At 58.8% G+C, this 23,746-nt stretch carries 18 protein-coding genes and 1 pseudogene; 7 read left to right on the top strand and 12 right to left on the bottom strand.

Annotated features, from left to right (window positions below; genetic code table 11):
- Positions 1–59 precede the first annotated feature (59 nt).
- Complete coding sequence (gene entS, locus ACMWKK_RS05385) at positions 60–1,295, bottom strand: enterobactin transporter EntS (protein ID WP_406542760.1); 1,236 nt, start codon at positions 1,293–1,295, stop codon at positions 60–62.
- Between the two features lie 108 nt (positions 1,296–1,403).
- Here entS and fepD point away from each other — a divergent pair, with 108 nt between their 5' ends.
- Genes fepD through fepC form a run of 3 tightly spaced genes read left to right on the top strand, consistent with a single transcriptional unit; the run spans position 1,404 to position 4,188 of the window.
- Positions 1,404–2,408 (top strand): Fe(3+)-siderophore ABC transporter permease, encoded by a 1,005-nt coding sequence (fepD, locus tag ACMWKK_RS05380; RefSeq protein ID WP_112781747.1) that lies wholly within the window; start codon positions 1,404–1,406, stop codon positions 2,406–2,408.
- Entirely contained in the window at positions 2,408–3,397 is a 990-nt protein-coding gene (gene fepG, locus ACMWKK_RS05375) for an iron-enterobactin ABC transporter permease (protein ID WP_112781775.1), read from the top strand. Before fepD ends, fepG begins: the two co-directional genes overlap by 1 nt.
- Positions 3,394–4,188 (top strand): iron-enterobactin ABC transporter ATP-binding protein, encoded by a 795-nt coding sequence (gene fepC / locus ACMWKK_RS05370; RefSeq protein WP_045325656.1) that lies wholly within the window; start codon positions 3,394–3,396, stop codon positions 4,186–4,188. Before fepG ends, fepC begins: the two co-directional genes overlap by 4 nt.
- An 87-nt stretch (positions 4,189–4,275) precedes the next feature.
- Here fepC and entF read toward each other — a convergent pair whose 3' ends face one another.
- Genes entF through fes form a run of 3 tightly spaced genes read right to left on the bottom strand, consistent with a single transcriptional unit; the run spans position 4,276 to position 9,549 of the window.
- Positions 4,276–8,133 (bottom strand): enterobactin non-ribosomal peptide synthetase EntF, encoded by a 3,858-nt coding sequence (gene entF, locus ACMWKK_RS05365; RefSeq protein WP_112781746.1) that lies wholly within the window; start codon positions 8,131–8,133, stop codon positions 4,276–4,278.
- On the bottom strand, positions 8,130–8,342 hold the full coding sequence (locus tag ACMWKK_RS05360; RefSeq protein WP_045325653.1) for an MbtH family protein: 213 nt from the start codon (positions 8,340–8,342) through the stop codon (positions 8,130–8,132). Before ACMWKK_RS05360 ends, entF begins: the two co-directional genes overlap by 4 nt.
- Positions 8,343–8,352: 10 nt before the next feature.
- Positions 8,353–9,549: an enterochelin esterase gene (gene fes / locus ACMWKK_RS05355; RefSeq protein ID WP_112781745.1), complete on the bottom strand. Its 1,197-nt coding sequence runs from the start codon at positions 9,547–9,549 to the stop codon at positions 8,353–8,355.
- Positions 9,550–9,693: 144 nt separating this feature from the next.
- Between fes and ACMWKK_RS05350 the strand changes: the two genes are divergently transcribed.
- On the top strand, positions 9,694–11,943 hold the full coding sequence (locus ACMWKK_RS05350) for a TonB-dependent siderophore receptor (RefSeq protein WP_048994842.1): 2,250 nt from the start codon (positions 9,694–9,696) through the stop codon (positions 11,941–11,943).
- A gap of 79 nt (positions 11,944–12,022) precedes the next feature.
- Positions 12,023–12,688, top strand: coding sequence for an enterobactin synthase subunit EntD (gene entD, locus ACMWKK_RS05345; protein ID WP_112781744.1), 666 nt, complete (start codon positions 12,023–12,025; stop codon positions 12,686–12,688).
- Positions 12,689–12,709: 21 nt separating this feature from the next.
- Here entD and ACMWKK_RS05340 read toward each other — a convergent pair.
- From ACMWKK_RS05340 to betT, 8 genes and pseudogenes are all read right to left on the bottom strand, one after another.
- Positions 12,710–12,808 (bottom strand): annotated as a pseudogene (locus tag ACMWKK_RS05340) (metal ABC transporter permease); the annotation flags it as partial.
- A 24-nt stretch (positions 12,809–12,832) separates the two neighbouring features.
- Positions 12,833–13,873, bottom strand: coding sequence for a fimbrial protein (locus tag ACMWKK_RS05335; protein WP_258526889.1), 1,041 nt, complete (start codon positions 13,871–13,873; stop codon positions 12,833–12,835).
- 16 nt (positions 13,874–13,889) lie between these two features.
- Complete coding sequence (locus ACMWKK_RS05330) at positions 13,890–16,253, bottom strand: fimbria/pilus outer membrane usher protein (RefSeq protein WP_112781742.1); 2,364 nt, start codon at positions 16,251–16,253, stop codon at positions 13,890–13,892.
- 171 nt (positions 16,254–16,424) lie between these two features.
- Entirely contained in the window at positions 16,425–17,105 is a 681-nt protein-coding gene (locus ACMWKK_RS05325) for a molecular chaperone (protein WP_227658508.1), read from the bottom strand.
- 57 nt (positions 17,106–17,162) lie between these two features.
- Positions 17,163–17,717 (bottom strand): fimbrial protein, encoded by a 555-nt coding sequence (locus ACMWKK_RS05320; protein ID WP_045325636.1) that lies wholly within the window; start codon positions 17,715–17,717, stop codon positions 17,163–17,165.
- Between the two features lie 103 nt (positions 17,718–17,820).
- Positions 17,821–18,417, bottom strand: coding sequence for a hypothetical protein (locus tag ACMWKK_RS05315; protein WP_223239956.1), 597 nt, complete (start codon positions 18,415–18,417; stop codon positions 17,821–17,823).
- A gap of 31 nt (positions 18,418–18,448) precedes the next feature.
- Entirely contained in the window at positions 18,449–18,829 is a 381-nt protein-coding gene (locus tag ACMWKK_RS05310) for a hypothetical protein (RefSeq protein WP_045325634.1), read from the bottom strand.
- Positions 18,830–19,507: 678 nt separating this feature from the next.
- Positions 19,508–21,541 carry a choline BCCT transporter BetT gene (gene betT / locus ACMWKK_RS05305; RefSeq protein ID WP_112781741.1) on the bottom strand — a complete coding sequence of 678 codons (2,034 nt, stop codon included), beginning with the start codon at positions 21,539–21,541 and terminating at the stop codon, positions 19,508–19,510.
- 128 nt (positions 21,542–21,669) lie between these two features.
- On the opposite strand from betT, the gene betI reads away from it, so the two are divergent.
- Together betI and betB are read left to right on the top strand one after the other, a co-directional pair.
- Complete coding sequence (gene betI / locus ACMWKK_RS05300) at positions 21,670–22,257, top strand: transcriptional regulator BetI (RefSeq protein ID WP_406542759.1); 588 nt, start codon at positions 21,670–21,672, stop codon at positions 22,255–22,257.
- Positions 22,258–22,270: 13 nt separating this feature from the next.
- Positions 22,271–23,743 (top strand): betaine-aldehyde dehydrogenase, encoded by a 1,473-nt coding sequence (gene betB / locus ACMWKK_RS05295; RefSeq protein ID WP_112781740.1) that lies wholly within the window; start codon positions 22,271–22,273, stop codon positions 23,741–23,743.
- Positions 23,744–23,746: the final 3 nt, after the last annotated feature.

Genomic DNA, 23,746 nt, shown 5'->3' with positions numbered 1-23,746 from the left:
TACAGGGTCAGGCGAGTGCAAAATGTAGGCCGGGTAAGGCGCAGCCGCCACCCGGCAAATCACGCCGGAGCACTCTCCTGCCTGAACCGACGCAACTCCACCAAAACCGCCAATAAAATCACGCCAATAATCGCCAGTACAAACCCGCTGCTGCTCGCCGATGCCGCCGGGCTCATTATCGCCCCCAGCCCGCCGAGGATCGCAGCACCAATGGCATCCCCCGTGACGTTCTGCGCGGTCCACAGGCCGTTAATACGTCCGATCATCCCTTCCGGCGTCTGGGTCTGGATCAGGGTGTACTGCAAGAGCGAGCTGATGGCGCTAAGCCAGCCGAAGATCGCCAGGCACAGCACGCCCAGCGCCCACACCGGCATCAGGCTAAAGAAGCCCACGGCGATAAACGAGGCCAGCGTGGAAAGCAGCATAATCATCCCCGGACGCGCGCTCTGCGCCAGGTTGCCGCTGGTCAGCGCCCCGCACGCCGCGCCGAGCGGAATGGCCGCGTACAGCACGCCTATTTCCGAGGCGCTCATCCGCCACTCGCCCGCCAGCGCCGGGTAGAGCACGCGCACGGCGCTCGCCATGGTCAGCAGGCCGCCGAGCAGCGCAATGCCGCCAATCAGCCGGTTGCTGAACAGAAAACGAATGGCCGCCATCAACGACTTAAGCGGATGCTCGCGCGGCTGCGGCGGAGGCGGCAGCCGCGGCAGGCGCAGCAGCGTCAGCGTGGTGATGAAGGTTCCCGCTGCCGCCAGGCCGTAGTTCCACGCCACGTTGCCGGTTGCCAGCAGCAGGCCGCCCACCATCGGCGAAATCACCGAGCCCAGACGCACGGTGAGCATGGTGATCGCCCCCGCCTGCATCAGGTTCTCGCGCCCGACCAGCGCGGGGGTGGCTGCCAGCAGCGCCGTCACGCCCAGCGAGGCGAAAAAGCCGTCCCACAGCCCCAGGGCATAAATCGCGATCAGCGACGGCTCCGGCAGCATCGCGTTCAGACACAGCCCGATAAAGCCCACGCCGCAGGTGCCGCGCGCCAGCAGGATCAGCTTTTTACGCTCGTAGCGGTCCGCCAGCACGCCGCCGACCATCAGGCCGATAAACATCGCGCTACCGGTTAAGGTGACGGACAAGCCCACCAGCCAGCTGGAGTGCGTCATGGCCTGGATCTGGACAGGCACGGCCACGCCGAGCAGGCCGAGGGACAAAATGGAGATAAAGCGCGCGATAAACACGGCGCGATATGCCGGGTGCGTTTTGAGCAGGCTGAGGTTGAGCAGCCAGGATTTTTGATTCATGACAAAGCCTTGAGTGTAATTCTACCCTTTCCATGGGCGCACATGCTAACATAGCCAAATAAGATAGATAACGATAATCACTATCATTATCAAATCATGGATGTTGCTATGTCGTTTTCCTCTTCTGCGGTGCGCGCCGTTGCCGTGCCCGTTTTACTGCTGCTGCTGATCCTTGCGGTTGCGCTCAGCCTGCTGGTCGGCGCGAAGCCGCTGCCCGCGTCCGTTGTCGTTGATGCACTCATTGGACGCTGCCAGAGCGCCGACTGCGTCATCGTGCTCGACGCCCGCCTGCCACGCACGCTCGCCGGGCTGCTGGCCGGCGGCGCGCTCGGCCTTGCCGGTGCGCTGATGCAAACCCTCACCCGCAACCCGTTGGCGGACCCGGGCATTCTCGGCGTCAATTCGGGTGCCAGCTTTGCCATCGTGCTCGGCGCGGCGCTGTTCGGATTGAGCTCACCTACTGAACAGCTGGTGATGGCCTTTTGCGGCGCGCTGGCCGCCTCGCTGGTGGTGGCGTTTACCGGCAGCCAGGGCGGCGGCCAGCTAAGCCCGGTACGCCTGACGCTGGCGGGCGTGGCGCTCGCGGCGGTACTGGAAGGCCTATCCAACGGCATCGCCCTGCTCAACCCGGACGTTTACGACCAGCTGCGCTTCTGGCAGGCCGGATCGCTGGATATCCGCACCCTTGAAACCCTGAAAGTGGTGGCGCTTCCGGTGATGATCGCCGCCGCCGTGGCGCTGCTTTTAAGCCGGGCGCTCAACAGCCTGAGCCTCGGCAGCGACACCGCCACCGCTCTCGGCAATAGGGTGGCGCGCACGCAGCTCATTGGCCTGCTCGCCATCACCGTCCTGTGCGGCAGCGCGACCGCCGTGGTCGGGCCAATCGCCTTTATCGGCCTGATGATGCCGCATATGGCGCGCTGGCTGGTGGGAGCGGATCACCGCTGGTCGCTGCCGGTCACGCTGCTGGCCACCCCGGCCCTGCTGCTGTTTGCCGACGTGCTGGGGCGCCTGCTGGTGCCCGGCGAGCTGCGCGTCTCGGTGGTCAGCGCCTTTATCGGCGCGCCGGTGCTCATCTTCCTGGTACGCCGTAAACGCGGAGGTGGCGCATGATGGCTCCGTCCCGTCGCTTAACCATCAGCGTCTCGCTGCTGAGCATTGCCATTCTGCTGCTGGCGGTCTGGAGCCTGCGCAGCGGCGCGGTGATGCTCGATTTCACCCAGGTCTTTAACGCCCTGCTCGGCAGCGCGCCGCGCAACATCACCCTGGTGGTGACGGAGTGGCGACTGCCGCGCGTGGCGATGGCGATTCTGGTGGGCGCGGCGCTCGGGGTGAGCGGTGCGATATTCCAGTCGCTGATGCGTAACCCGCTCGGCAGCCCGGACGTGATGGGCCTCAATACCGGGGCCTGGAGCGGCGTGCTGGTGGCGATGGTGCTGTTTGGTCAGCACCTGACGGCCATTACCTTTACGGCAATGGCGGGCGGCATTCTGACGTCCTTACTGATCTGGCTGCTTGCCTGGCGCAACGGTATCGACACCTTCCGTCTGATCCTTATCGGCATTGGCGTCCGCGCGATGCTGATGGCCTTTAACACCTGGCTCCTGCTGCAGGCCTCGCTGGACACCGCGCTCTCCGCCGGGCTGTGGTATGCCGGTTCCCTCAACGGCCTGACGTGGGGCAAAACCTGGCCCGCTGCGCCGCTCATTTTGCTGATGTTTATCGGCGCGCTGCTGCTGGTGCGCCGCATGCGCCTGCTGGAGATGGGCGACGACAGCGCCTGCGCGCTGGGGGTAAGCGTTGAGCGCTCGCGCCTGATGCTGATGCTGGTCGCCGTATTATTGACCGCCGCCTCCACCGCCATCGCCGGGCCAATCTCCTTTATTGCTCTCGTCGCCCCGCACATTGCGCGGCGGCTTAGCGGCACCGCGCGCTGGGGACTCGCCCAGGCGGCGCTGTGCGGGTCGTTATTGCTGCTGGCCGCCGACCTCTGCGCCCAGCGGCTGTTTATGCCTTATCAACTGCCGGTGGGCGTGGTAACCGTCAGCCTCGGCGGGATTTACCTCATCGTCTTGCTCGTTCAGGAGTCACGCAAGAAATGACCGATTCAACCACCCGCTTGCGCGGCGAAAAACTTACCCTTGGCTACGGCAAAAAAATCGTTGCCCGTGACTTATCCGTCACTATTCCGGACGGCCACTTCACGGCGATTATCGGCCCAAACGGCTGCGGGAAGTCGACCCTGCTGCGCACGCTGAGCCGCCTGATGACGCCGGTTGAAGGCAGCGTGCTCCTTGATGGAGAGCAGATCCAGCGCTTCGCCAGCAAAGAGGTGGCCAGGCGCATCGGATTGCTGGCGCAAAATGCCACCACGCCGGGGGACATCACGGTGCAGGAGCTGGTTGCGCGCGGGCGCTACCCCCACCAGCCGCTGTTCACCCGCTGGCGTAAAGAGGACGACGAGGCGGTGAACCGCGCGATGCAGGCGACGGGGATGACCGATCTGGCCCAGCAGAGCGTGGACACCCTTTCCGGCGGGCAGCGCCAGCGGGCGTGGATCGCGATGGTGCTGGCGCAGGAGACCTCGATCATGCTGCTGGACGAGCCGACGACCTGGCTCGATATCAGCCATCAGATAGACCTGCTGGAGCTGCTGAGCGATCTGAACCGCACGCAGGGGTACACGCTGGCGGCGGTGCTGCACGATTTAAACCAGGCGTGCCGCTACGCCACGCACCTGATTGCCTTGCGCGACGGGGAGATTGTGGCCCAGGGCGCGCCGAAGGAGATTGTGACGCCGGAGCTGATCGCGCGGATCTACGGGATGCGCTGCATGATTATCGACGATCCGGTGGCGGGCACGCCGCTGGTGGTGCCGTTAGGTCGGCGGTAATTGCCGGGTGGCGGCTACGCCTTACCCGGCCTACGGGATCCGAATGTAGGCCGGGTAAGGCGTAGCCGCCACCCGGCCCTTTTGACGTTACCTCAAGATATCCTTCAACACTGGCCCAATTTTCTCAAACGCCTGCGGTGAAATGATGTCCACGTGGGCGCAGTCCTGGCTGTATACCTCAAGCGCCGCCACCCACGGTGCCCAGGCGACCTGCGGATCCATCGTTCGCGTGCGTTCGGCAACAAACAGCGTCGCCTTACCGTCAAAGCGTGCGCTGTGCGCCGTGGTGAGCAGCCGCACCGCATCGGCATAATTGCCCTCGATGGCGTTAAACAGCTCGCTGCTCCCCTGCCCCTGCTGGGCGGCGATAAACGCCTGCCGCTCGCGCTCGATTTCCGCCAGCACTGCCGGGTCGAGGCCGTTGGCCTCTTTTTCCGCCCAGTTCTGGGTTTCCGGCGGCCAGGTATCCAGCAGGCCGAGGAATGAAACCTCATCACCCAGCTGGCGCAGGCGGGCCGCAATCCCCTGCGCCAGCGTGCCGCCGAGGGAATAGCCGAACAGGTAATACGGCCCCTGCGGCTGCCGCGCGCGCAGCGTATTCAGGTGATGTTCGATCACCCCGTCCAGATCCGCACACTGCTGCATCGGCCCGTCAGGTCGGGGAGACTGAATGCCCATAATGGACCAGCGCGGGCTGAGATAGCGCGCCAGCACGCTGAACTGCCAGGCAAAGCCGGATGCCGGATGGAAGCAGAATAACGTCGGACCGTCGCTCTCACGCAGCGGCAGCAGGGTTTCATATCCCAGACGCTGCACCTGCTCGTCGCTTAGCGTTGAGTCCAGCAGCGCGCTAAGCTTGCTCACGGTGGAGGCGACCATTATCTGCCCCGGCGTGACCTTGCGGGCGAACGTGCGGCTGAGCTGCGCCGCCAGGCGCATCGCCAGCAGCGAATGTCCGCCGAGGGCAAAGAAGTCGGCCTCAATGTCGTTCACCTCGCAGCTCAGCAGCGCGGCAAACGCCTGCGCGACGGCGATTTCGGTTTCACTTTCCGGCGCGCGGCCGGACGTTTTACTCGTTAACGCCGGCAGCGGCAGCGCCTTGCGGTCGAGCTTGCCGTTCGCGCTGAGCGGCAGCGCGCTGATTTGCAGCAGCACCACCGGCACCATATGCGGCGGCAATTGCGCCTTCAGCAATTCGAGCAGCGCGTCGCGGTCCAGCGGTAAGCCGGATTCAGAGACAACGTATCCCACCAGCTGGCGGGCATCCCCCCCCGTTGCCGCTGCCTGGTTGAACACGCAGGCGTGCGCCACGGCCTGGGCGACGTCCGGCAGGGCAAGCATCGCCCGGTCGATTTCGCCCAGCTCGATGCGCTGGCCGCGAATTTTCAGCTGATCGTCGCTGCGGCCCAGATATTCCACCGCGCCGGTGTCCAGCCAGCGGGCTACGTCCCCGGTTCGGTACATCCGCTCGCCGGGGGCAAACGGGTCGGCGATAAAGCGGCTGGCGGTGAGGTCCGGACGTCCCAGATACCCCTGCGCCAGCTGAATGCCGGTGAGGTAGAGATCGCCCGCCACGCCGAACGGCACCGGGCGCATCATCGCATCCAGAATGCGCAGCCCCGTGTTCCACACCGGGAAGCCGATCGGCACGCTGTTGCCTGCAACCGCCGCCAGTTCAGGGCCGTAAGCCGGATACCAGCTGACGTCCACCGCCGCTTCGGTCGGGCCATAGAGGTTATGCAGCGGCACGCGGGTGAGCTGCTCCCACTCGCGGCACAGTTCGGCCGGCAGCGCTTCGCCGCTGCAGAACACCTGCTTAAGCGTTTTGCAACACGCCACGTTTTCCGGCGTCAGCGAGGCGACAAACGCCGCCAGCATCGACGGCACGAAGTGGGTTGTCGTCACGCCGTAGCGGGCGAAGAAGCTCTGCATCGCCTGCGGGTCCCGGTGCGCGTCCGGCTCGGCCATCACCAGCTTCGCCCCGGCGATAAACGGCCACCAAAACTCCCACACCGACACGTCAAAGCTGCACGGCGTTTTCTGCGCCACGACGTCAAACGCCGTCAGTGGATAATGATCCTGCATCCACTTCAGGCGGTTAACGATGGCGGTATGGCCGACCATGACCCCTTTTGGACGCCCGGTCGAGCCGGAGGTAAAGATGATGTACGCCGTCTGCTCCGGCTTCGCCAGGCGCAGCGGTTCAGCACCCGTGGTCGGTAATAGTGTGTTGTAACTAAACGTCTCAACGGAAAGATCGCTAAAGCGCGGAAGCTGTTCGTCGGTGGTAATAAGCAGGGAGGGCTTCGCGTCCTCCAGCATCATCCGCAGGCGGTCGTCCGGGTAGCCGGTATCGAGCGGCAGCCACGCGGCACCGGCTTCAACGATGGCGTGCAGCGCCAGCGTCAGGAACACCGAGCGCGGCAGGGCCACCGCCACGCTGTCGCCCGGCGTCACGCCGCGTTCGCGCAGCAGGTTTGCCAGCGCGACGACCTGCTCGCGCATCTGGCGATAGCTGAGTTCAATGTGCGCGTCCGCCAGCGCGGGGGCGTCCGGCGTTTTGCTCGCCTGCTCCGCCACCAGCCCTGCCAGCGTGGTTGACGGCAGCGCCAGCCCGGTATCGTTGATCCGCGCCAGCTGCGCGTATTCCTGCTCAGATACCGTTTCCACCTCGCCGCAGCGCAGGTCCGGGTTGGCCGCGAACTGCACCAGCATCGCGTTCAGGCGCGCCACGTGACGGAAAAGCGTCGCTTCATCGTAACGCTGCTTATTGGCGAGGATCTCTATGTTCAAACCGCCCTCGTCGTCCGGGAACAGCGCCAGCTCCAGATCGTTCACCGGGCCGGTTGCCAGCGTGTGGGTAATGGCCTCCACGCCGTCGATATCCAGCTGATAATCGAACACCTTGACGTTCAGTACCGGGCCAAACAGCGCTTCGTCGCCCGCCGCTTTCCCGCTGTCGCGCACGATCTGCTCGGCGTCGTAGCGCTGGTGGCGGCGCATTTTTTTCAGCTGGTTCGCCAGTCGCAGCGCCAGCGTCGGGAGGCTCTCCTGCGGATCGATATTGACCGCCAGCGGCAGGACGTTGAGCACCGGTCCGGTTGCGGTCAGCGCCGCGGAGCCCATGCGGCGCATAAAGATAAACCCGGCGGCGTAGTCCAGCCGCCCGGTCAGGCGGCCCAGCCACAGCGCCACCAGCGCAAGCGCCAGGTCGGTGCGCTGCACCTCCCCTGCCGCCTGCGCAAGCTGGCTAAACGCCCGACCGTCGGCGGCAATCTTCAGGCGCAAAATATCGGTGGTAGCGGCGCGTCCCGGCAGCGGCGCGGAGGAGAGCGAGACCGGCGAAGGCAGCCGTTTGCGCTGCTCGGCCCAGAAGGCGCCGTCGCGCAGGTACGCCTCGCTGTCGCGATAGCGCTGATATTCTTCCACCACCCCGGCAAACGGCGTAAACGGGGATTCGGGGGTGGGGTTGCCCTTCTTCCAGGCGGCATAAATTGTGGCGATCTGGCGGGTAATGGCCGGGAAGCTGAAGCCATCCACCACCAGATGGTGATAGCGCTGATACCAGTACCAGTGGTTTTCACCGACCTGAATCAGCTGGTGAAACGCCAGCGGCTGACCGCTGTCGACGCGCAGGTTCTGGTTAAGATCGGATTCCATCATCGCCACGGCGGCGGCGTGGGAATCCACGCAAACAACGGACGGCTCCGGCAGCATGACGGCGTCATCGACCCACTGCCACACCTCGCCGTTCTCCTCGGCAAAACGCATCCGCAGGGTATCGGCCTGCATCATGCCAGCGGCAATGGCCTTTGCCAGCAGCGGCGCGTCGATATCGCCTTTCAGCTCGGTGTAGTGCGCCACGCTCCAGGCGTTGGGCAGCGTGGACAGCTGCTCCGCCATCCAGATGCCCGGCTGGGCGGCGACGAGAGGAAGACGGTTCATGCGATCTCCCCCGCAAAATAAGACGGTTCAAGCGTTTGCCAGCGCGCGGCCAGCCACTGCTGGCACGCCTCCTGAGACTGCGCCTCGCACACCACGCGCCACCCTGCCGGAAGCCCGCACTGCTGCGGCCACAGGCTGTACTGCCCCCGGTCGTTTTGCAAAATGGCGAACTGTCCCTGCGGATTATCGAAAGGATTGCTGAATTCCATACAGACTCCGTTAGTGAATGAGCGGCTGCCAGAGGGTCATCAGCCCCTGCGTCAGCCCACCGCGCCAGCACAGCGCGTCGTGCCCGCCGTCAACCTGACGCCAGTAAACCTGCCGGGCGTGCAGCTCGGCGTAAATCGCCTGGTTCGCGCGGAAGATGAGCGGCTCGTTGCGCCCGGCTTCAAGGATGACGCGTAGCCCGTGAGCGGATATTTCACCTGTTTTAAGCTGTTCGATTAACAGCCCGTCCTGCTGCCCACCGCGGTGCGGCCACCAGTACGAACCGGACTGGCTGAGCACGCAGCCAAAGCGCTGCGGCCAGTTGAGGCCAGCATAAAGCGACGCCAGGCCGCCAAAGCTTTGGCCCGCCACCACGGTACGGTCGGCGCGGTCGCTAAACGGCGCGAGATTTTTTACGCGGGGGAGAAGCTCTTCCTGCACCGCCAGCCAGAAATCGGGATTGCAGGGCAGCTCGCGGCTGCGATGCGCCATGTCGATAACATCGATTAAGACGTAGACAGCAGGCGGTAATTTGCGCCCGGCGGTGAGCGACGCCAGCGCGGGCCAGATCGGCATGCTTTCGGCCCAGAACTGGCCGTCGAGCAGCAACGCCAGCGGGCGCTCGGGGTTATCGTCCCCGGTGGTAAAAATCCAGACGCGACGGCGATTTTTAAGGCGCGCGCTTTCCCATTCAATGCAGGTCGGCGCGTCGTAGGGCGTATCCGGATGATTCCAGCCCGGCTGAACCGGCGCTTGCGGCATCTCCAGCGCGGAGACGGCATGACCGCGCCCGCCGCGCCAGCTCTGCGGATTCAGCGGGTCGGAAACCGCGTGCGGCAACAGCTTGCGCCAGCCTTCGCGCAGCGCCATGCGGTCCGGCTGCGCGCCTTCAAACACAACGCTGGCAAAATCGTTTTCATTTTCGGAAGGGATAAAACAGTAGCTCCCGCGCCACTCGGGGCTGAACTCGCCCTGCCACTGCCAGACGTCGGTATCGGGAATGCGTTCGAGGGACTGCGGGCGGGCATTTTGATGGTGATCGGTCACGCCGGTGACGTAGAGCCAGACGCGTTTGATCGGTGACGAATCTTGCGTTCCTTTCGGGTCGCGCCACCAGAACGTGACGCGATATTTTCCCTTTTCCGGCGTCCATTCAGGCCCGTTTTTCGACTGCCACCACGCATCACTTCCCGTTGTTAACGCCGTCACCCTTATAACCTCATGTTTAACAGTCTTTTTTGTCTCAGGACAAATTTTATTGATAATATTATTGATAACTATTTGCATTTGCAATAGCGTAGTGCCCGCGCTGTGGGAAGCGCTCATAAAACAACCACAAAAGCGGGACGTACAATGAATAAGAAGATTCACTCTCTGGCCTTGCTGGTCAATTTAGGGATTTATGGCGTCGCGCTGCCCGCCATGGCAGCCGACAACACCGCCTCTGCGCAGCACGAAGACACGATGGTGATTACCGCCGCCGAGCAGAATCTGCAGGCGCCGGGCGTATCAACCATCACCGCCGATGAGATCCGTAAAAACCCGCCCGCGCGCGACGTGGCTGAAATCATCCGCACCATGCCGGGCGTTAACCTGACCGGGAACTCCACCAGCGGCCAGCGCGGGAATAACCGTCAGATTGATATCCGCGGCATGGGGCCGGAAAACACGCTGATCCTGATCGACGGCAAGCCGGTCACCAGCCGTAACTCCATCCGTCTGGGCTGGCGCGGCGAGCGCGACACCCGCGGCGATACCGGCTGGGTGCCGCCAGAGATGATCGAACGTATCGAAGTGATCCGCGGCCCGGCAGCAGCGCGTTACGGCAACGGTGCGGCAGGCGGCGTGGTCAACATCATCACCAAAAAATTCGACGACCAGTGGCACGGTTCCTGGAACACCTACCTGAACGCGCCGGAACACAAGGACGAAGGTTCAACCAAACGCACCAACTTCAGCCTGAGCGGCCCGCTGGGCGGCGACTTCAGCTTCCGCATGTTCGGCAATCTGGACAAAACCCAGGCCGACGCCTGGGACATCAACCAGGGCCATCAGTCCGATCGTACCGGAGCCTACGCCGACACGCTGCCGGCGGGCCGTGAGGGTGTGGAGAATAAAGACATCAACGGCGTGGTGCGCTGGGACTTCGCGCCAATGCAGTCTCTGGAGTTTGAGGCCGGCTACAGCCGTCAGAATAACCTCTACGCCGGTGATACCCAGAACACCAACAACGACAACAGCTCCAGCGGTCTGGTGAAGAAAAACTACGGCAAAGAGACCAACCGTATTTATCGTCAGAACTTCGCGGTGACCTGGAACGGCGGCTGGGATAACGGCATCACCACCAGCAGCTGGGCGCAGTACGAGCACACCCGCAACTCGCGTCTGGGCGAAGGGCTGGCGGGCGGTCTGGAAGGCCTGTTCAACAGCAATAAATTCACCGACACCGACCTGGCCGACGTGATGCTGCACAGCGAAATCAACCTGCCGATTGATTTCGTCGTTAACCAGAATCTGACCCTGGGCACCGAATGGAACCAGCAGCGCATGAAGGACTCGACCTCCTTCACGCAAACCCAGCAGGGCGGCACCATTCCGGGCATGAGCAACGACCGCAGCCCGTATACGTCGGCGGAGATCTTCTCCCTGTTCGCCGAGAACAACATGGAGCTGACCGACAGCACCATGCTGACCCCGGCGCTGCGCTTCGACCACCACACCATCGTCGGCAACAACTGGAGCCCGTCCCTGAACCTGTCGCAGGGCCTGGGTGATGACTTCACGCTGAAGATGGGGATCGCGCGCGCCTACAAAGCGCCGAGCCTCTACCAGACCAACCCGAACTACCTGCTCTACAGCAAAGGCCAGGGCTGCTACGCAAGCTCCGACGGCGTGGGCTGCTACATGATGGGCAACGACGACCTGAAGGCGGAAACCAGCATCAACAAAGAGATTGGTCTGGAGTGGAAGCGCGACGGCTGGCTGGCGGGCGTGACCTGGTTCCGCAACGACTACCGCGACAAGATTGAAGCGGGCTACGCGCCGATTGGCCACACCTCTTCCGGTAAGGTGCAGACGGATATCTACCAGTGGGAAAACGTGCCGAAGGCGGTGGTGGAAGGGCTGGAAGGCTCCCTGAACGTGCCGGTCAGCGACACGATTAACTGGACCAATAACATCACCTACATGCTGCAGAGCAAGAACAAGGAGACCGGCGACCGCCTGTCGATCATTCCGGAGTATACGCTGAACTCGACCCTGAGCTGGCAGGTGCATCAGGACGTGTCGCTCCAGTCGACCTTTACCTGGTACGGCAAGCAGCAGCCGAAGAAATACAACTACAAAGGTCAGCCTGTGACCGGGTCTGAAAAAGACGAAGTCAGCCCGTACAGCATCGTTGGCCTGAGCGCGACCTGGGACATGACCAAAAACGTCAGCCTGACCGGCGGCGTGGACAACGTCTTCGACAAGCGCCAGTGGCGCGCGGGTAATGCCCAGACGACCGGAAATGCTACCACCGGGGCGTATATGTATGGTGCAGGGGCGTATACGTATAATGAGCCGGGCCGCACGTGGTATATGAGCGTCAACACAAGATTCTGATACAGGCAGTCACTTCCCCCTCTCCCTGTGGGAGAGGGTCGGGGTGAGGGCATCAGCTGCACAATTCTGAAGGGAAAACATGCACACCACCCACACCACGTTCATTCTCGCCGGCCACACCGTCCACCATGTCACCTTCGCCCCCACCACCTTCACCGATGCCGATCTCCTCTGGCTCCCTCACCACGCTGAGCTTTCAAACGCCGGACGCAAGCGCAAAGCTGAGCATCTTGCAGGCCGCATCGCCGCCGCGCATGCCTTGCCCGATCATACCGTGCCCGGTATCGGCCCCAGCGGTGAACCGCTCTGGCCGGAGGGATTTTCAGGAAGTATCACCCACAGCGGCACGCGGGCGATGGCGGTTGTCGTCCATCATCCAGATGCACTGGTGGGTATTGATTGCGAAGCCGTTCTTCCAGACCGTGAAGCCCGCGAAATCCAGGACGGCATCATTGACGAGCAGGAAGCGATGTGCCTGACGCGCTCGGGGTACCCCTTTGCGCTGGCGTTGACGCTGGCATTCAGCGCTAAGGAGAGCCTGTTCAAGGCCCTCTTTCCGCAGGTGCGGTCATGGATGGGTTTTGACAGCGCTCGCGTCACACAGCTCGACGATAAGTCACTTACGCTGGCCTTGACCCGTCAACGCGCGGGCTATGCCAAAGGCACCGTCTTCACCCTTTACTGGCAACAGCACGGCGAACAGGCGATCACCCTGCTGCCACGCTCTCCGGTCGGCGTGCCTTAACGCCGATCGCCACCAGCGGGTACCGAACCTGCCGGAAAAAATGTTCCCCATAAACGTATCCTGCTTGATTCGGCTGTTATCTTTCAGGTATTCAGTGGGGGCCGCGCAGAACAGACCGGATGCGAGGCCATTTCAAATAAAGCGCTAACGATAGGTCATGGTAAACGACGCCGTGGCGCTCACCGAACCCGATTGCGCATTTGCTGAGGTCATGTAATACGCGGCCTTAAAGGGAATATTGACAACTTCCCCTGGCGAAGTCGTCGTGCCGTATTTAATAAGCTTGCCGAACTGCACGGGCGAATCATTATATTTCAGCTGAATGCCCAGACCTGTAGCCGTCGAACTGCTGTTTAAGCCCAACACGCCGTTAGCGGCATCGGCAAGCGGGCTGACGTTATCCAGCGTCACATTCACTGCGGTCTGCTCACTACAGATAAGCGGTATGGAAAATGTCACCGGATTCTGGGTGCTACCGACGCCGTTAAACTTCGGTAATAACGCAATCCCCATATTAATATTCAAATTTTTATCTTCAATCTGACAGGATGCGGTGCTGATATTCATCGGCGAAAAAATATATTTAAAAAGCGGAAGGCGCATAATGTTATTGCTCCTCGGTGTACTGTATTCAGTATTGAGCGTCAGAGCGGGTATAGAGCCCGTCGCCGGGGTGGCGCTGGTTTTGATCAGCTCAAAGGTATCCGTGAACGTTGATACGCCATTCTGGAGGATCCCTCGCCGCCAGCTCGGATTATTGAGGCTCATTCTGGTGACAAACTCGCTGCTTTGCGTGGTGCTGGAAAAGTTCTTCCACCGGATGCCGATGCCGGGGACCTCAGTCGCCCGCACGTTTACCAGCGGCGAGGCGCCGTAATCCGCATTTGCCCCGGAGAGCTGAATAAACCACGAGCCATCGTATCCAATTTGCTGACCCTGAGGATCACATGTTATGGGGTTACTGGTGACTATCGTTGCTAATACCGTTCCAACGGGCGCATCCCGCTGAACGACAATATTGTGATCGAAGTTGACCGCTACGTCGTTTGCAGAACACAGCGCAAAGGCATTCAGAGAGACAGCGCACCCCACGGCTGCCGTCGCGATTTTAAATACAGTGGGCATAATATGTTCCTTTATTTCAGGCGAGGCGTGGGCCTTCTCTCGCAAAGTCATCACGCGCATTAACGCAATGAGAAATTTAACGACACGCCGCAGTGGTACGCTGAATTTTACCCGGCAAGGCGTTCACGTTTATTTTGGCGCGGCAGGTTTTCGCTCCCCACTGTACGGTTATACTGTCACCGTCGTTCAGGCCGCTCATATAGACCTCTCCGTCGCTCCCGACAATGCTCATCGCATCGCTTCCGTTGAGCTTTACCATGGCTCCAAAGGGCACCGGCGAGTTCTGGTACAGCAGCGTTATCAGTGCCCGGAATCCCGTTCTCGCCTTGAACGTCGCGCGCACCACGGCACCGCGCGTAGGTACAACGTTAACGACGGATTCGGCCACATCCACGTCCGGCCCCAGCGAACCGGTGTCTATCGCAATCCGGTTTTCCTGATAGGCGCTGGCATAGGGCACTACCGCATATCCACGCCAGTCCGTTTTAACGCCAGGATTATTGCGCACGCTCACGCCGGACGCGCCCTGCGCTTCCAGCAGCACAACGGTATCCCCCAGCGGCTGAGAGAACGTCACGCCATGCTCGTGGCCGACAATCCCCCCCTGCAGGCCAAAGTTCAGCTGGCTGTTCTGTCGGCTGTAGTTGTAACCTGCGCTTACGGTGCCGTAGCCGCCTTTATAGGTTCCACTCAGGGCGCTTCTCGATTCCCCGCCAGACGAGGTATAGCCCTGCTGAACCAGGTAGCTCAGGTTATTATCGGCAAGGGCGGTGCCGCTCAGACCCACCTGGTGCGTTTCGGGGCCGTTCTTTTGCATATTCACGCTATAGCTGGCCCAGCTTTGCGGCAGCCATTTGCTCAGCGGCACCTGAAGGTTAAAGGCGAGAATCTGGTCCTTACGGTCTTTGCCCGGCGTTTCGCTATAGGTGTAGCCGAGCGAGTAATTGATATCGCGAATACTGGTGTTAAAGCCGGTGCTGACGTTGCGCTCATAGCCCTGCCTGCTCCAGTAGTCCTGCTGGTATGCTGAAATATAAAAGTTCCCCCAGCTTTGCAGCGACTGACTGAGGTTGAGCTGCAGTCGGCTTCGCTTGTTGTAGCGCTGGCTGCTAAATTCATTCACTTCCTGAAAGGTATAAAACCCTTGCGTGGAGTAGCGATAGCTGGCGAGCGTCACGGTGGTGTCGGTCGTGGCCACCGTTTTTGAATACTGCACCCGATAGGACTGCCCCCGGCTGCGGCGATTTTTCTCCTCAACGATCTGGCTATCGGCAAGGGTAACGTCCGCCGACAGTGAGCCTATATCGCCAAAGCTGAGGCCGGAACCGAGCACGCCGGAGGTATAGTTACCTGCCCCCAGAACACCGCCGTAAAGCGTAAGATGGTTGGAGAGGCCATAGGCCAGCGTGCCCAGGCCGAATGTGGGCGTATGCGCGCCATGCCTGGTGGTTCGAAACTCCCCTGTGCTCAGTGCATACTTCATGCGGCCTTCCCGCAGCATGACGGGAACCGCGGAGAAAGGCTGCACGAAATGCTGGACGCTGCCGTCGGCTTCGGTGACGACAATGTCCAGATCGCCGCTCGCTGACGTAGGATAGAGATCGCGAATGACAAAGCTGCCGGGCGCCACGTAGGTTTGATAAACCGTGTAGCCGTTTTGCTTCACGGTAACCGTGGCGTTGGTGCGGGCAATTCCCCGAATGATAGGGGCGAAGCCGCGCATGCTCTCCGGCAGCATGGTGTCATCGGAAAAAATTTGCGCGCCGCGAAACATCACGCTGTCAAACACGTCGCCGGGGGTGCTGGTTTCCCCCACCTGAAATTGCCCTCTCAAAAACTGGACGTCACGGCTCAGGGTCGTATTCAACGACGAAAACGACTGTTTTCCGTTGTTCTTCGTCAGGGTGCTGTAATTACGCAGGCGCCACGGCCCTGCATTAATACCGCTTTGCAGGTTAGTGTAAAGCTGATCCTGCGTCTCACCGTCCCTGCTCCAGCTGCGCGAGCCGTTAATGCTGTAATTTACCAGCAGTGCAGAAATGCCCTGGTTCCAGCGCGACGGGTCAACGGTGCCGCGTGCCCGCGCGTTAAGCGCCGACTGAGGGATAGAGATGTCCAGTCTCTGCCTGTCAAAATCCAGCCGGCTGGAGGCATCCGGTATAAATGCGCCGGGGTCGGTAATGATCGCCTCGGCAGGCAGCATGGATAGTTCAGGAAATGCCTTCACCCTGACTCCGAGCGATTCCAGCACGCCACGGTTAAGCTCCGGTGCCAGCCCGACGCCGTTAATAGATACAAAAGAGATATTCTCCGTTCGGATGTAATTTTCATTAAGCCATATTTCCACCCTGTAGGTGCCGGGTAACTGCTCTCCCCGCTCGAAGCGGCCCAGATCGATGCCCTGAGAAGTCGAGTGTGTTTTTTCAAGCGCATCGGCCATGAAATAGAGTTCGCCTGCGGCTGCGGGAAAAACGCCCGAAATAAAAAGCGCTATCGTCGAGAGTCGACTTACGCGGTCAGGCCACGAGCCAGAGAAAAAACCATATCGAGAAAAAGGAACAGTATTCACTTTGCTTACCTGCGCGAGTGACATGCGTATTGTTAATATTTTTTATTTCAGCATCTGGCGCTTTTCTGCTGTTACGCCACCAAAATCATTTATGGCTTTCCAGGCCACCTGTTTTCCACTGCCAGCCACCGTTTCTGAACTAAAGGGTGAAATCATGGGCGGCTGCGCAATCGTTTTATTGCCAATAGTTAACGAATAAAGAGAAACGTAGAACGGCGTGGGATTATTAATCACCAGGCGTTCACCGCGCGGCTCAAATGTTAATTTCGTCCATGCTTCACCGGCTTTTTCTGATGCCAGCGCCGCAGGGCGATAGAAAATCTTCATGCGCGTTTTAACGGCAATAAGCAGCCGATTTTCATCTGACCGGGTCATTGAGGGAATAGACTTAACGTTTAGCCAAAAAACAGATTCGTGATTATCAGGCAGTTTTTTTTCACCGGTATAAATGATCCGCAGCGTATTTTCATGCCCGCCGTCGAGGCGGAACAAGGGCGGCGTAACGATAAAAGGAACCTTCTCCTTCGCGTTTTCACCTAACTCAACCCATGACTGAATTAAATAGGGAACAGCATCTCGGCTGTTGCTCACAGGAAGTGAGGCTTCATTGTCATTTCCGTTATAAATTAAGCGCGTTCCCCCGACGGTTATGCTGGCCTGAACCGGCAGAAAAATCAGGCAAGCGCTTAATAATACAATTGTTCGAATAAGTTGACTCATCATACGTTCCCGATATTTCAGCAAGAGACAACGGGGCGCACCTCAGGTACGCCCAGGATATTACTGATAGGTAATGGTAAAATCTGACGTCGCGTTTGCCGTACCCGCCACCACGGCAGCCTGCGTTGCCTTATATTTCGCCACGAAGGTCATCTTATTGCTGTTTGCGGCATCTTCACCTGCGCTGGTGTCAAGCGTGATGCTCTTCGACTGGGTAGCCAGAGGGATCGCGGTAATGCCGTCCTCTTCATAAAACGCAACGCCTACGCCTTTCGCCGTCTGATCGCTGTTCAGCGCAAGAATACTGGTGTCAGAGCTGTCCGCAGTACCATCAAACTTAATGGAGGCAGAGGTAACGGCCGCGGGGCAATTGTTCAGCACAATGCTAAAGCGGGTTGCGGCAGCAACAGATCCAGCCGCGCTAAACGAGCTTTTGGGGATTTTTCCAAGGTTAACGGTCTGATTCGCCGTATTGGTATCAATTGTACAGGCTGAATCAAGGATTGTGCCGGTGAAATTAATTTTTCCATCGGCCGCCTGCGCGGCAAAGGTGATTCCGCTCACGGCTGCGGCCGTCAGCACATTCCGAATTACACGGGTAATTTTAGTTTGCATAGCTTTATCCTTAGGATTGAACATTATCTGTATTGACGTCATGTCAATACAGGAACAGCGGAATAAGTCCGCTAAACCAGTTAATATATTATTTAATGCCCAGTCAGGCTGATTTTAAACAAGGATGGTGATAAGCCTGAGTGGTTAAAATGACGATGAGTTGCTTCATCTCTGAACTGCTTCCTAGTGCCAGTCGCTTTCTTAAATAATAGTTTTTATTTATGTCATCACGGTCATTGCAACGATATTCACCGGTCGACGCATCGTACAGCGTCATCAGAAAGTCCAGATGTTCTGCCGATAGCTTTTCCGATAACCTGTCGTAAATAACATCGGCTATTTCCCACGATTTTTCCGTTGTCGGAAGTTTCGCTGCACGATCGCAAAGCGCCTTCAACTCTTTAATCGTTGTAACTAGCCAGAAGAGTTTTAAATAGCTATTGCCTGTATTTTCTTCTGGCGAAATAAAATAGGTTCGCCGCGATAACCCTCTGGCCGCGAGCCGAGAATATAACCACCCTATGTTATCTGTTGTTTCATCTATTGCATCAATCAATATGCAAGGCTTATCCAGGATTGTTGCACAGACAATAAACTCAAGGCGGTTATCAAAAAAGAATACCGCTCTGTCCGCTGAGGATAAACCCTGAATGGCCTGCCTCATTGCAAAATTCCGAGTAAACACCAGTAGCGTCGTCAACGTTCATTCCTTTTTTATTCACATAACATGATTAAGATGAAGTTTTGACAACATATATGCGTTCTAAACAAGAGCGATCGATTACATAAGCTTTTCCATCGACCCTTGCAAAGGGATACCGCTCAAAGCCGACGGTATTAAACGCATTTTGAATTTTTTTAATCATGGACAGCAGATAAGATCTGGAGCACCGCAACCCATGATCCTCAAAAACATGTATGATGATGTCATTATCGTAGACAATTCCTTCATCCATTCCTGACAATAAATACTCAAACAATCTGGCTTTTGTCGTGCCAAATCTTTTGATTCGGCCATTCTTGATATTAATTAGCGTGCGCGTTGCTGGCCTGTATTCCAGATGCTGGAAAATGGTGTATCCATACAGAAGTTCGTCAGAGACAAAAGGCACAACCACTCCTTAGGGATTATCGTTCTCATTTCTGTGACATCTCCTCCTTCGCTCCGGGTAAATCAGCGTTCGCCTGATTTGTAGAAAATGGTATTCGAATGAAGAAAATGTGACAATGAGACAACTTTATCAAGATAAAAAGACATTAGTTAAAATTTTTATAAAACATTAAACTGCATAAAAAACATAATTAAGTATATAATTCCTTTTGATAAAAAAATGTATAATCTAAACACTAATTTTTAACATAATCATTACACAAGCATATTCATCCATTATTTTTAACAAAATAGAACAAAAAACCAAACAATAAGCATTCAATAAATCAAATCAATAAGTTAGTAGAGTAAAGAAAGGGAATTAAACCTTTTCTTAATAGGGTTAATTTAAGATTATTCATGACAAAACTTTGAGTTTTAGTAAAACGCTTACTACAAAATCTGAAGTTTCTTTACGAATGCCTAACAGCCGCTCGCGTGAAAAATAAGAAAATCTCTTTAAAATCAAATGACTTTAGGAAAAGCGCATTCAGATCAATTTTTTTGGTGAAAATTAACATTATTCCGACGCATTCCTTCTCCCCTTCCCCTGATGAGTGCTCCCGGCAAACTTAAGGGAAAAAAAAGGCAAGTGTCAGTAGACACTTGCCTTATCGTGCGCGTTTATAGACAGCGTTACTTACGTGTCCGGGAACATCACGCTATTCCCCGGCGCTTCCCTGTGCAGGTGGATAAAGTTCAGGTGCCGTTCATACTGGTCCAGAATGTCCGTAATCACCTGCTCCTTGCTGTAGTCCATCAAATCATTCCCCTGGCTGCCTTCCAGCAGGAAGGTTTCCAGCCGGTAGTAGGTCGATTTCCCGCTGCGCGCCCGGTAGGTAAACCCGGGTACGGAATACTGCTGCGGCCAGATCTGGTAGACAAAGTTCTGCTCGTCGCCCATGTGCACCAGCAGATCCAGGTGCCCCAGGGTCTCGCCCTCCTCCGGCGGCAGGTTTTTCAGCTCCACGTAGGCTCCGCGCAGCTTCAGCTCCTGCGCCACTTCCTCCATCGCCGGGAAGCAGACCGTCTCCATCATCTGCTTGGTGTAGCGCGTGCCCGGGTAGTTCATCAGGCGCGAGAGACGTTTCTTCCAGCTCAGCCTGTCCTGCGCGCCCATCGGGCGCGGGGCGGTGTCGCGGCTGGCGCTGACGCGGCGGTAGTCTTCTACCTTAAGCGATTTATACAGCCCCGCCATCACGAAGAAGATGACGAAGCTGAACGGCAGGCCCATGATCACCGTCGTGTTCTGCAGCGCCGAAATGCCGTTGGTCATCAGCATGCCGAGCGTCAGCAGGCCGATGGCCACGGACCAGAAGATGCGCAGCCAGTTCGGGGCATCGCTGTTGATATCCTTGAGCTTCGAGGTAAAGTTGCCCAGCACCAGCGCGCCGGAATCCGCCGAGGTGACGTAAAACAGCAGGCCGGTGATGGTCGCCACGGAGGCGCTAAAGGTAAACGCCGGGTACTGCGCCAGCAGGCTGTAGAAACCGCGCTCCGGGTGCGCCATCGCTTCCTGCGCAAAACCCGCATTGCCGTGGATGATCTCGTGCAGCGCGCTGTTGCCAAACACCGACAGCCATAGCAGGGTAAAGGTGAACGGGATAATCAGCGTGCCCATCACGAACTGGCGGATGGTGCGGCCACGCGAAATACGCGCCAGGAACAGGCCGACAAACGGCGACCACGCTACCCACCACGCCCAGAAGAACAGCGTCCAGTTGTTCATCCACTCGACCGGGCGGTCGAAGGCGAAGCTGTTCAGCGTCATGCCCATAAAGCGGTTCACGTAGTCGCCCACGTTGAGCACTAAGGCGTTGAGCAGGAACGAGGTGTCGCCCATAAACAGCACGAACAGGATCAGCCCCAGCGCCAGCGCAACGTTCAGCTCGGAGAGCACGCGGATGCCCTTATCGACGCCCGACGTCACCGAAATGGTGGCGATAATCACCGACAGCGCAATCAGCGCCGCCTTCGCCGCTATCGAATCCGGAATATCAAACAGCACGCTCAGCCCGTAGTTAAGCTGCACCACGCCGATGCCGAGCGTCGTCGCGATGCCGAAGATGGTGCCGATCACCGCCGCGATATCGACGCTGTGGCCAATCGGTCCGTTGATTTTTTTACCGAAGATCGGGTACAGCGCGGAGCGAATGGTGAGGGGCAAATTATAACGATAGCTAAAGTATCCGAGCGCCATCCCCATCAGGGCGTACATCGACCAGCCCGTCAGGCCGTAGTGGAACAGCGTCCAGACCATCGCCTGGCGCGCGGCCTCCATCGTCTGCCCTGCCCCTTCCGGCGGCTGCATATACTGCGTAACCGGTTCGGCCACGGAGAAGAACATCAGGTCGATGCCGATGCCCGCGGCAAACAGCATCGCGGCCCAGCTCAGCAGGCTGAACTCGGGCTTGGACTGCTCCGGCCCGAGCTTCACCGAACCGAAGCGCGAGCAGGCAATGCAGACCACGAAGACGATATAAAGCGTCGCGGCCAGCAGGTAGTACCAGCCGAAGGTCTTCGACACCCAGTTCAGGGTGCGCCCAATCCACTCGGCGGAAAAATCGCGAAAGAAGATGGTCGTCAGGGAAAACAACAAAATCAGCCCGGCGGAAGTATAAAAAACGACCGGGTTGATTTTGTCTTTTTCTCTGTCTTGTGAAAGGTCTGTCATCCAGTATCCCCACTGTTTTTGTAACTATTAAAATCCAAATCCGCAACAATTAAGACACATTTTATATTGAACGTCCAATCAAAAACCGCTTTAATGTATTACCAAAGCTGATGAATGGAGTGGCAACAATGCCCAAAGTGGGGATGCAGCCGATCCGGCGCAGGCAGCTAATTAACGCCACGCTGGAAGCAATAAATGAAGTGGGAATGCATGACGCGATGATCGCGCAGATAGCCCGTCGGGCGGGCGTTTCCACCGGGATCATCAGTCACTATTTCAAAGACAAAAATGGCCTGCTGGAAGCGACCATGCGCGACATCACCGGCCAGCTTCGCGACGCGGTATTAAGCCGCCTGCACGCCCTGCCGGACGGCAGCGCGGAGCAGCGACTGCAGGCGATTGTCGGCGGCAACTTTGATGAAACCCAGGTCAGCAGCGCGGCGATGAAGGCCTGGCTGGCCTTCTGGGCGAGCAGCATGCACCAGCCGATGCTCTACCGCCTGCAGCAGGTGAGCAGCCGTCGCCTGCTGTCGAATCTGGTGTACGAATTCCGCCGCGCGCTGCCGCGCGAGCAGGCCCAGGAGGCGGGCTACGGGCTGGCGGCGCTGATCGACGGACTGTGGCTGCGCGCTGCACTGAGCGGCAAGCCGCTGGATAAGACCCTGGCGCAATCGCTGACCAGCCACTTTATCAGCCAGCATTTACCGACCGAATAACCGAGGAGAATTTATGTCCCGAATGGCAGAACAGCAGCTTTATATCAATGGTGGTTATACATCCGCCACCAGCGGTCGCACCTTCGAGACCATCAACCCGGCCAACGGTGAAGTCCTGGCGAGCGTGCAGGCCGCCGGGCGCGAAGACGTCGACCGCGCCGTAGAAAGCGCACAGCGCGGGCAAAAAATCTGGGCGGCGATGACCGCCATGGAGCGCTCGCGCATCCTGCGTCGCGCCGTGGACATCCTGCGCGAGCGCAACGACGATCTGGCAAAGCTGGAAACCCTCGACACCGGCAAAGCGTATTCCGAAACCTCGACCGTGGATATCGTCACCGGCGCGGACGTGCTGGAGTACTACGCAGGGCTGATCCCGGCGCTGGAAGGCAGCCAGATCCCCCTGCGTGAGACCTCGTTCGTCTACACCCGCCGCGAGCCGCTGGGCGTGGTGGCGGGCATCGGCGCGTGGAACTACCCGATCCAGATTGCCCTGTGGAAATCGGCCCCGGCGCTGGCGGCGGGCAACGCGATGATCTTCAAGCCGAGCGAAGTGACGCCGCTCACCGCCCTCAAGCTTGCCGAAATCTATACCGAAGCGGGTCTGCCGGACGGTGTGTTTAACGTCCTGCCGGGCGTGGGCGCGGAGACCGGTCAGTACCTGACCGAGCATCCGGGCATCGCCAAAGTCTCCTTCACCGGCGGCGTCGCCAGCGGCAAAAAGGTGATGGCGAACTCGGCGGCCTCGTCCCTGAAAGAGGTGACGATGGAGCTGGGCGGCAAATCGCCGCTGATTATTTTTGACGACGCGGATCTCGATCTCGCGGCGGACATCGCCATGATGGCGAACTTCTTCAGCTCCGGCCAGGTGTGCACTAACGGCACCCGCGTGTTCGTGCCTGCGAAGTTTAAGGCCGCGTTTGAGCAGAAAATCGTTGAGCGCGTGGGCCGCATCCGCGCGGGGGATCTGTTCGATGTGAAAACCAACTTCGGGCCGATGGTCAGCTTCCCGCACCGCGACAGCGTGCTGCGCTACATCGCCAAAGGTAAAGAAGAAGGCGCGCGCGTGCTGTGCGGCGGAGACGTGCTGAAGGGCGAAGCGTTCGACAACGGCGCGTGGGTGGCCCCGACCGTGTTCACCGACTGCACCGACGAGATGACCATCGTGCGCGAGGAGATCTTCGGCCCGGTGATGTCCATCCTCACCTATGAAACCGATGAAGAGGCCATTCGCCGCGCCAACGACACCGACTACGGGCTGGCGGCGGGGATCGTCACCGCCGATCTGAACCGCGCCCACGGCGCCATTCATCAGCTCGAAGCGGGCATCTGCTGGATCAACACCTGGGGTGAATCCGCCGCAGAGATGCCGGTGGGCGGCTACAAACACTCCGGCATTGGCCGCGAGAACGGCGTGATGACGCTGCAGAGCTACACCCAGGTGAAGTCCATCCAGGTTGAGATGGGTAAATTCCAGTCCATATTTTAACCG

It is taken from the genome of Enterobacter sp. 01-M-03-SI-ECC, from assembly GCF_047530215.1.
Lineage (GTDB): Bacteria > Pseudomonadota > Gammaproteobacteria > Enterobacterales > Enterobacteriaceae > Enterobacter > Enterobacter chengduensis.
This window is presented reverse-complemented; position numbering and strand designations above follow the sequence as displayed.

Bases quoted from the DNA above. Each gene is read 5' to 3' on its own strand.
- entS (WP_406542760.1), bottom strand. From the start codon at position 1,295: ATGAATCAAAAATCCTGGCTGCTCAACCTCAGCCTGCTCAAAACGCAC.
- fepD (WP_112781747.1), top strand. From the start codon at position 1,404: ATGTCGTTTTCCTCTTCTGCGGTGCGCGCCGTTGCCGTGCCCGTTTTA.
- fepG (WP_112781775.1), top strand. From the start codon at position 2,408: ATGGCTCCGTCCCGTCGCTTAACCATCAGCGTCTCGCTGCTGAGCATT.
- fepC (WP_045325656.1), top strand. From the start codon at position 3,394: ATGACCGATTCAACCACCCGCTTGCGCGGCGAAAAACTTACCCTTGGC.
- entF (WP_112781746.1), bottom strand. From the start codon at position 8,133: ATGAACCGTCTTCCTCTCGTCGCCGCCCAGCCGGGCATCTGGATGGCG.
- ACMWKK_RS05360 (WP_045325653.1), bottom strand. From the start codon at position 8,342: ATGGAATTCAGCAATCCTTTCGATAATCCGCAGGGACAGTTCGCCATT.
- ACMWKK_RS05350 (WP_048994842.1), top strand. From the start codon at position 9,694: ATGAATAAGAAGATTCACTCTCTGGCCTTGCTGGTCAATTTAGGGATT.
- entD (WP_112781744.1), top strand. From the start codon at position 12,023: ATGCACACCACCCACACCACGTTCATTCTCGCCGGCCACACCGTCCAC.
- ACMWKK_RS05335 (WP_258526889.1), bottom strand. From the start codon at position 13,873: ATGCGCGTGATGACTTTGCGAGAGAAGGCCCACGCCTCGCCTGAAATA.
- ACMWKK_RS05330 (WP_112781742.1), bottom strand. From the start codon at position 16,253: ATGGCCGATGCGCTTGAAAAAACACACTCGACTTCTCAGGGCATCGAT.
- ACMWKK_RS05325 (WP_227658508.1), bottom strand. From the start codon at position 17,105: ATGATGAGTCAACTTATTCGAACAATTGTATTATTAAGCGCTTGCCTG.
- ACMWKK_RS05320 (WP_045325636.1), bottom strand. From the start codon at position 17,717: ATGCAAACTAAAATTACCCGTGTAATTCGGAATGTGCTGACGGCCGCA.
- betT (WP_112781741.1), bottom strand. From the start codon at position 21,541: ATGACAGACCTTTCACAAGACAGAGAAAAAGACAAAATCAACCCGGTC.
- betI (WP_406542759.1), top strand. From the start codon at position 21,670: ATGCCCAAAGTGGGGATGCAGCCGATCCGGCGCAGGCAGCTAATTAAC.
- betB (WP_112781740.1), top strand. From the start codon at position 22,271: ATGTCCCGAATGGCAGAACAGCAGCTTTATATCAATGGTGGTTATACA.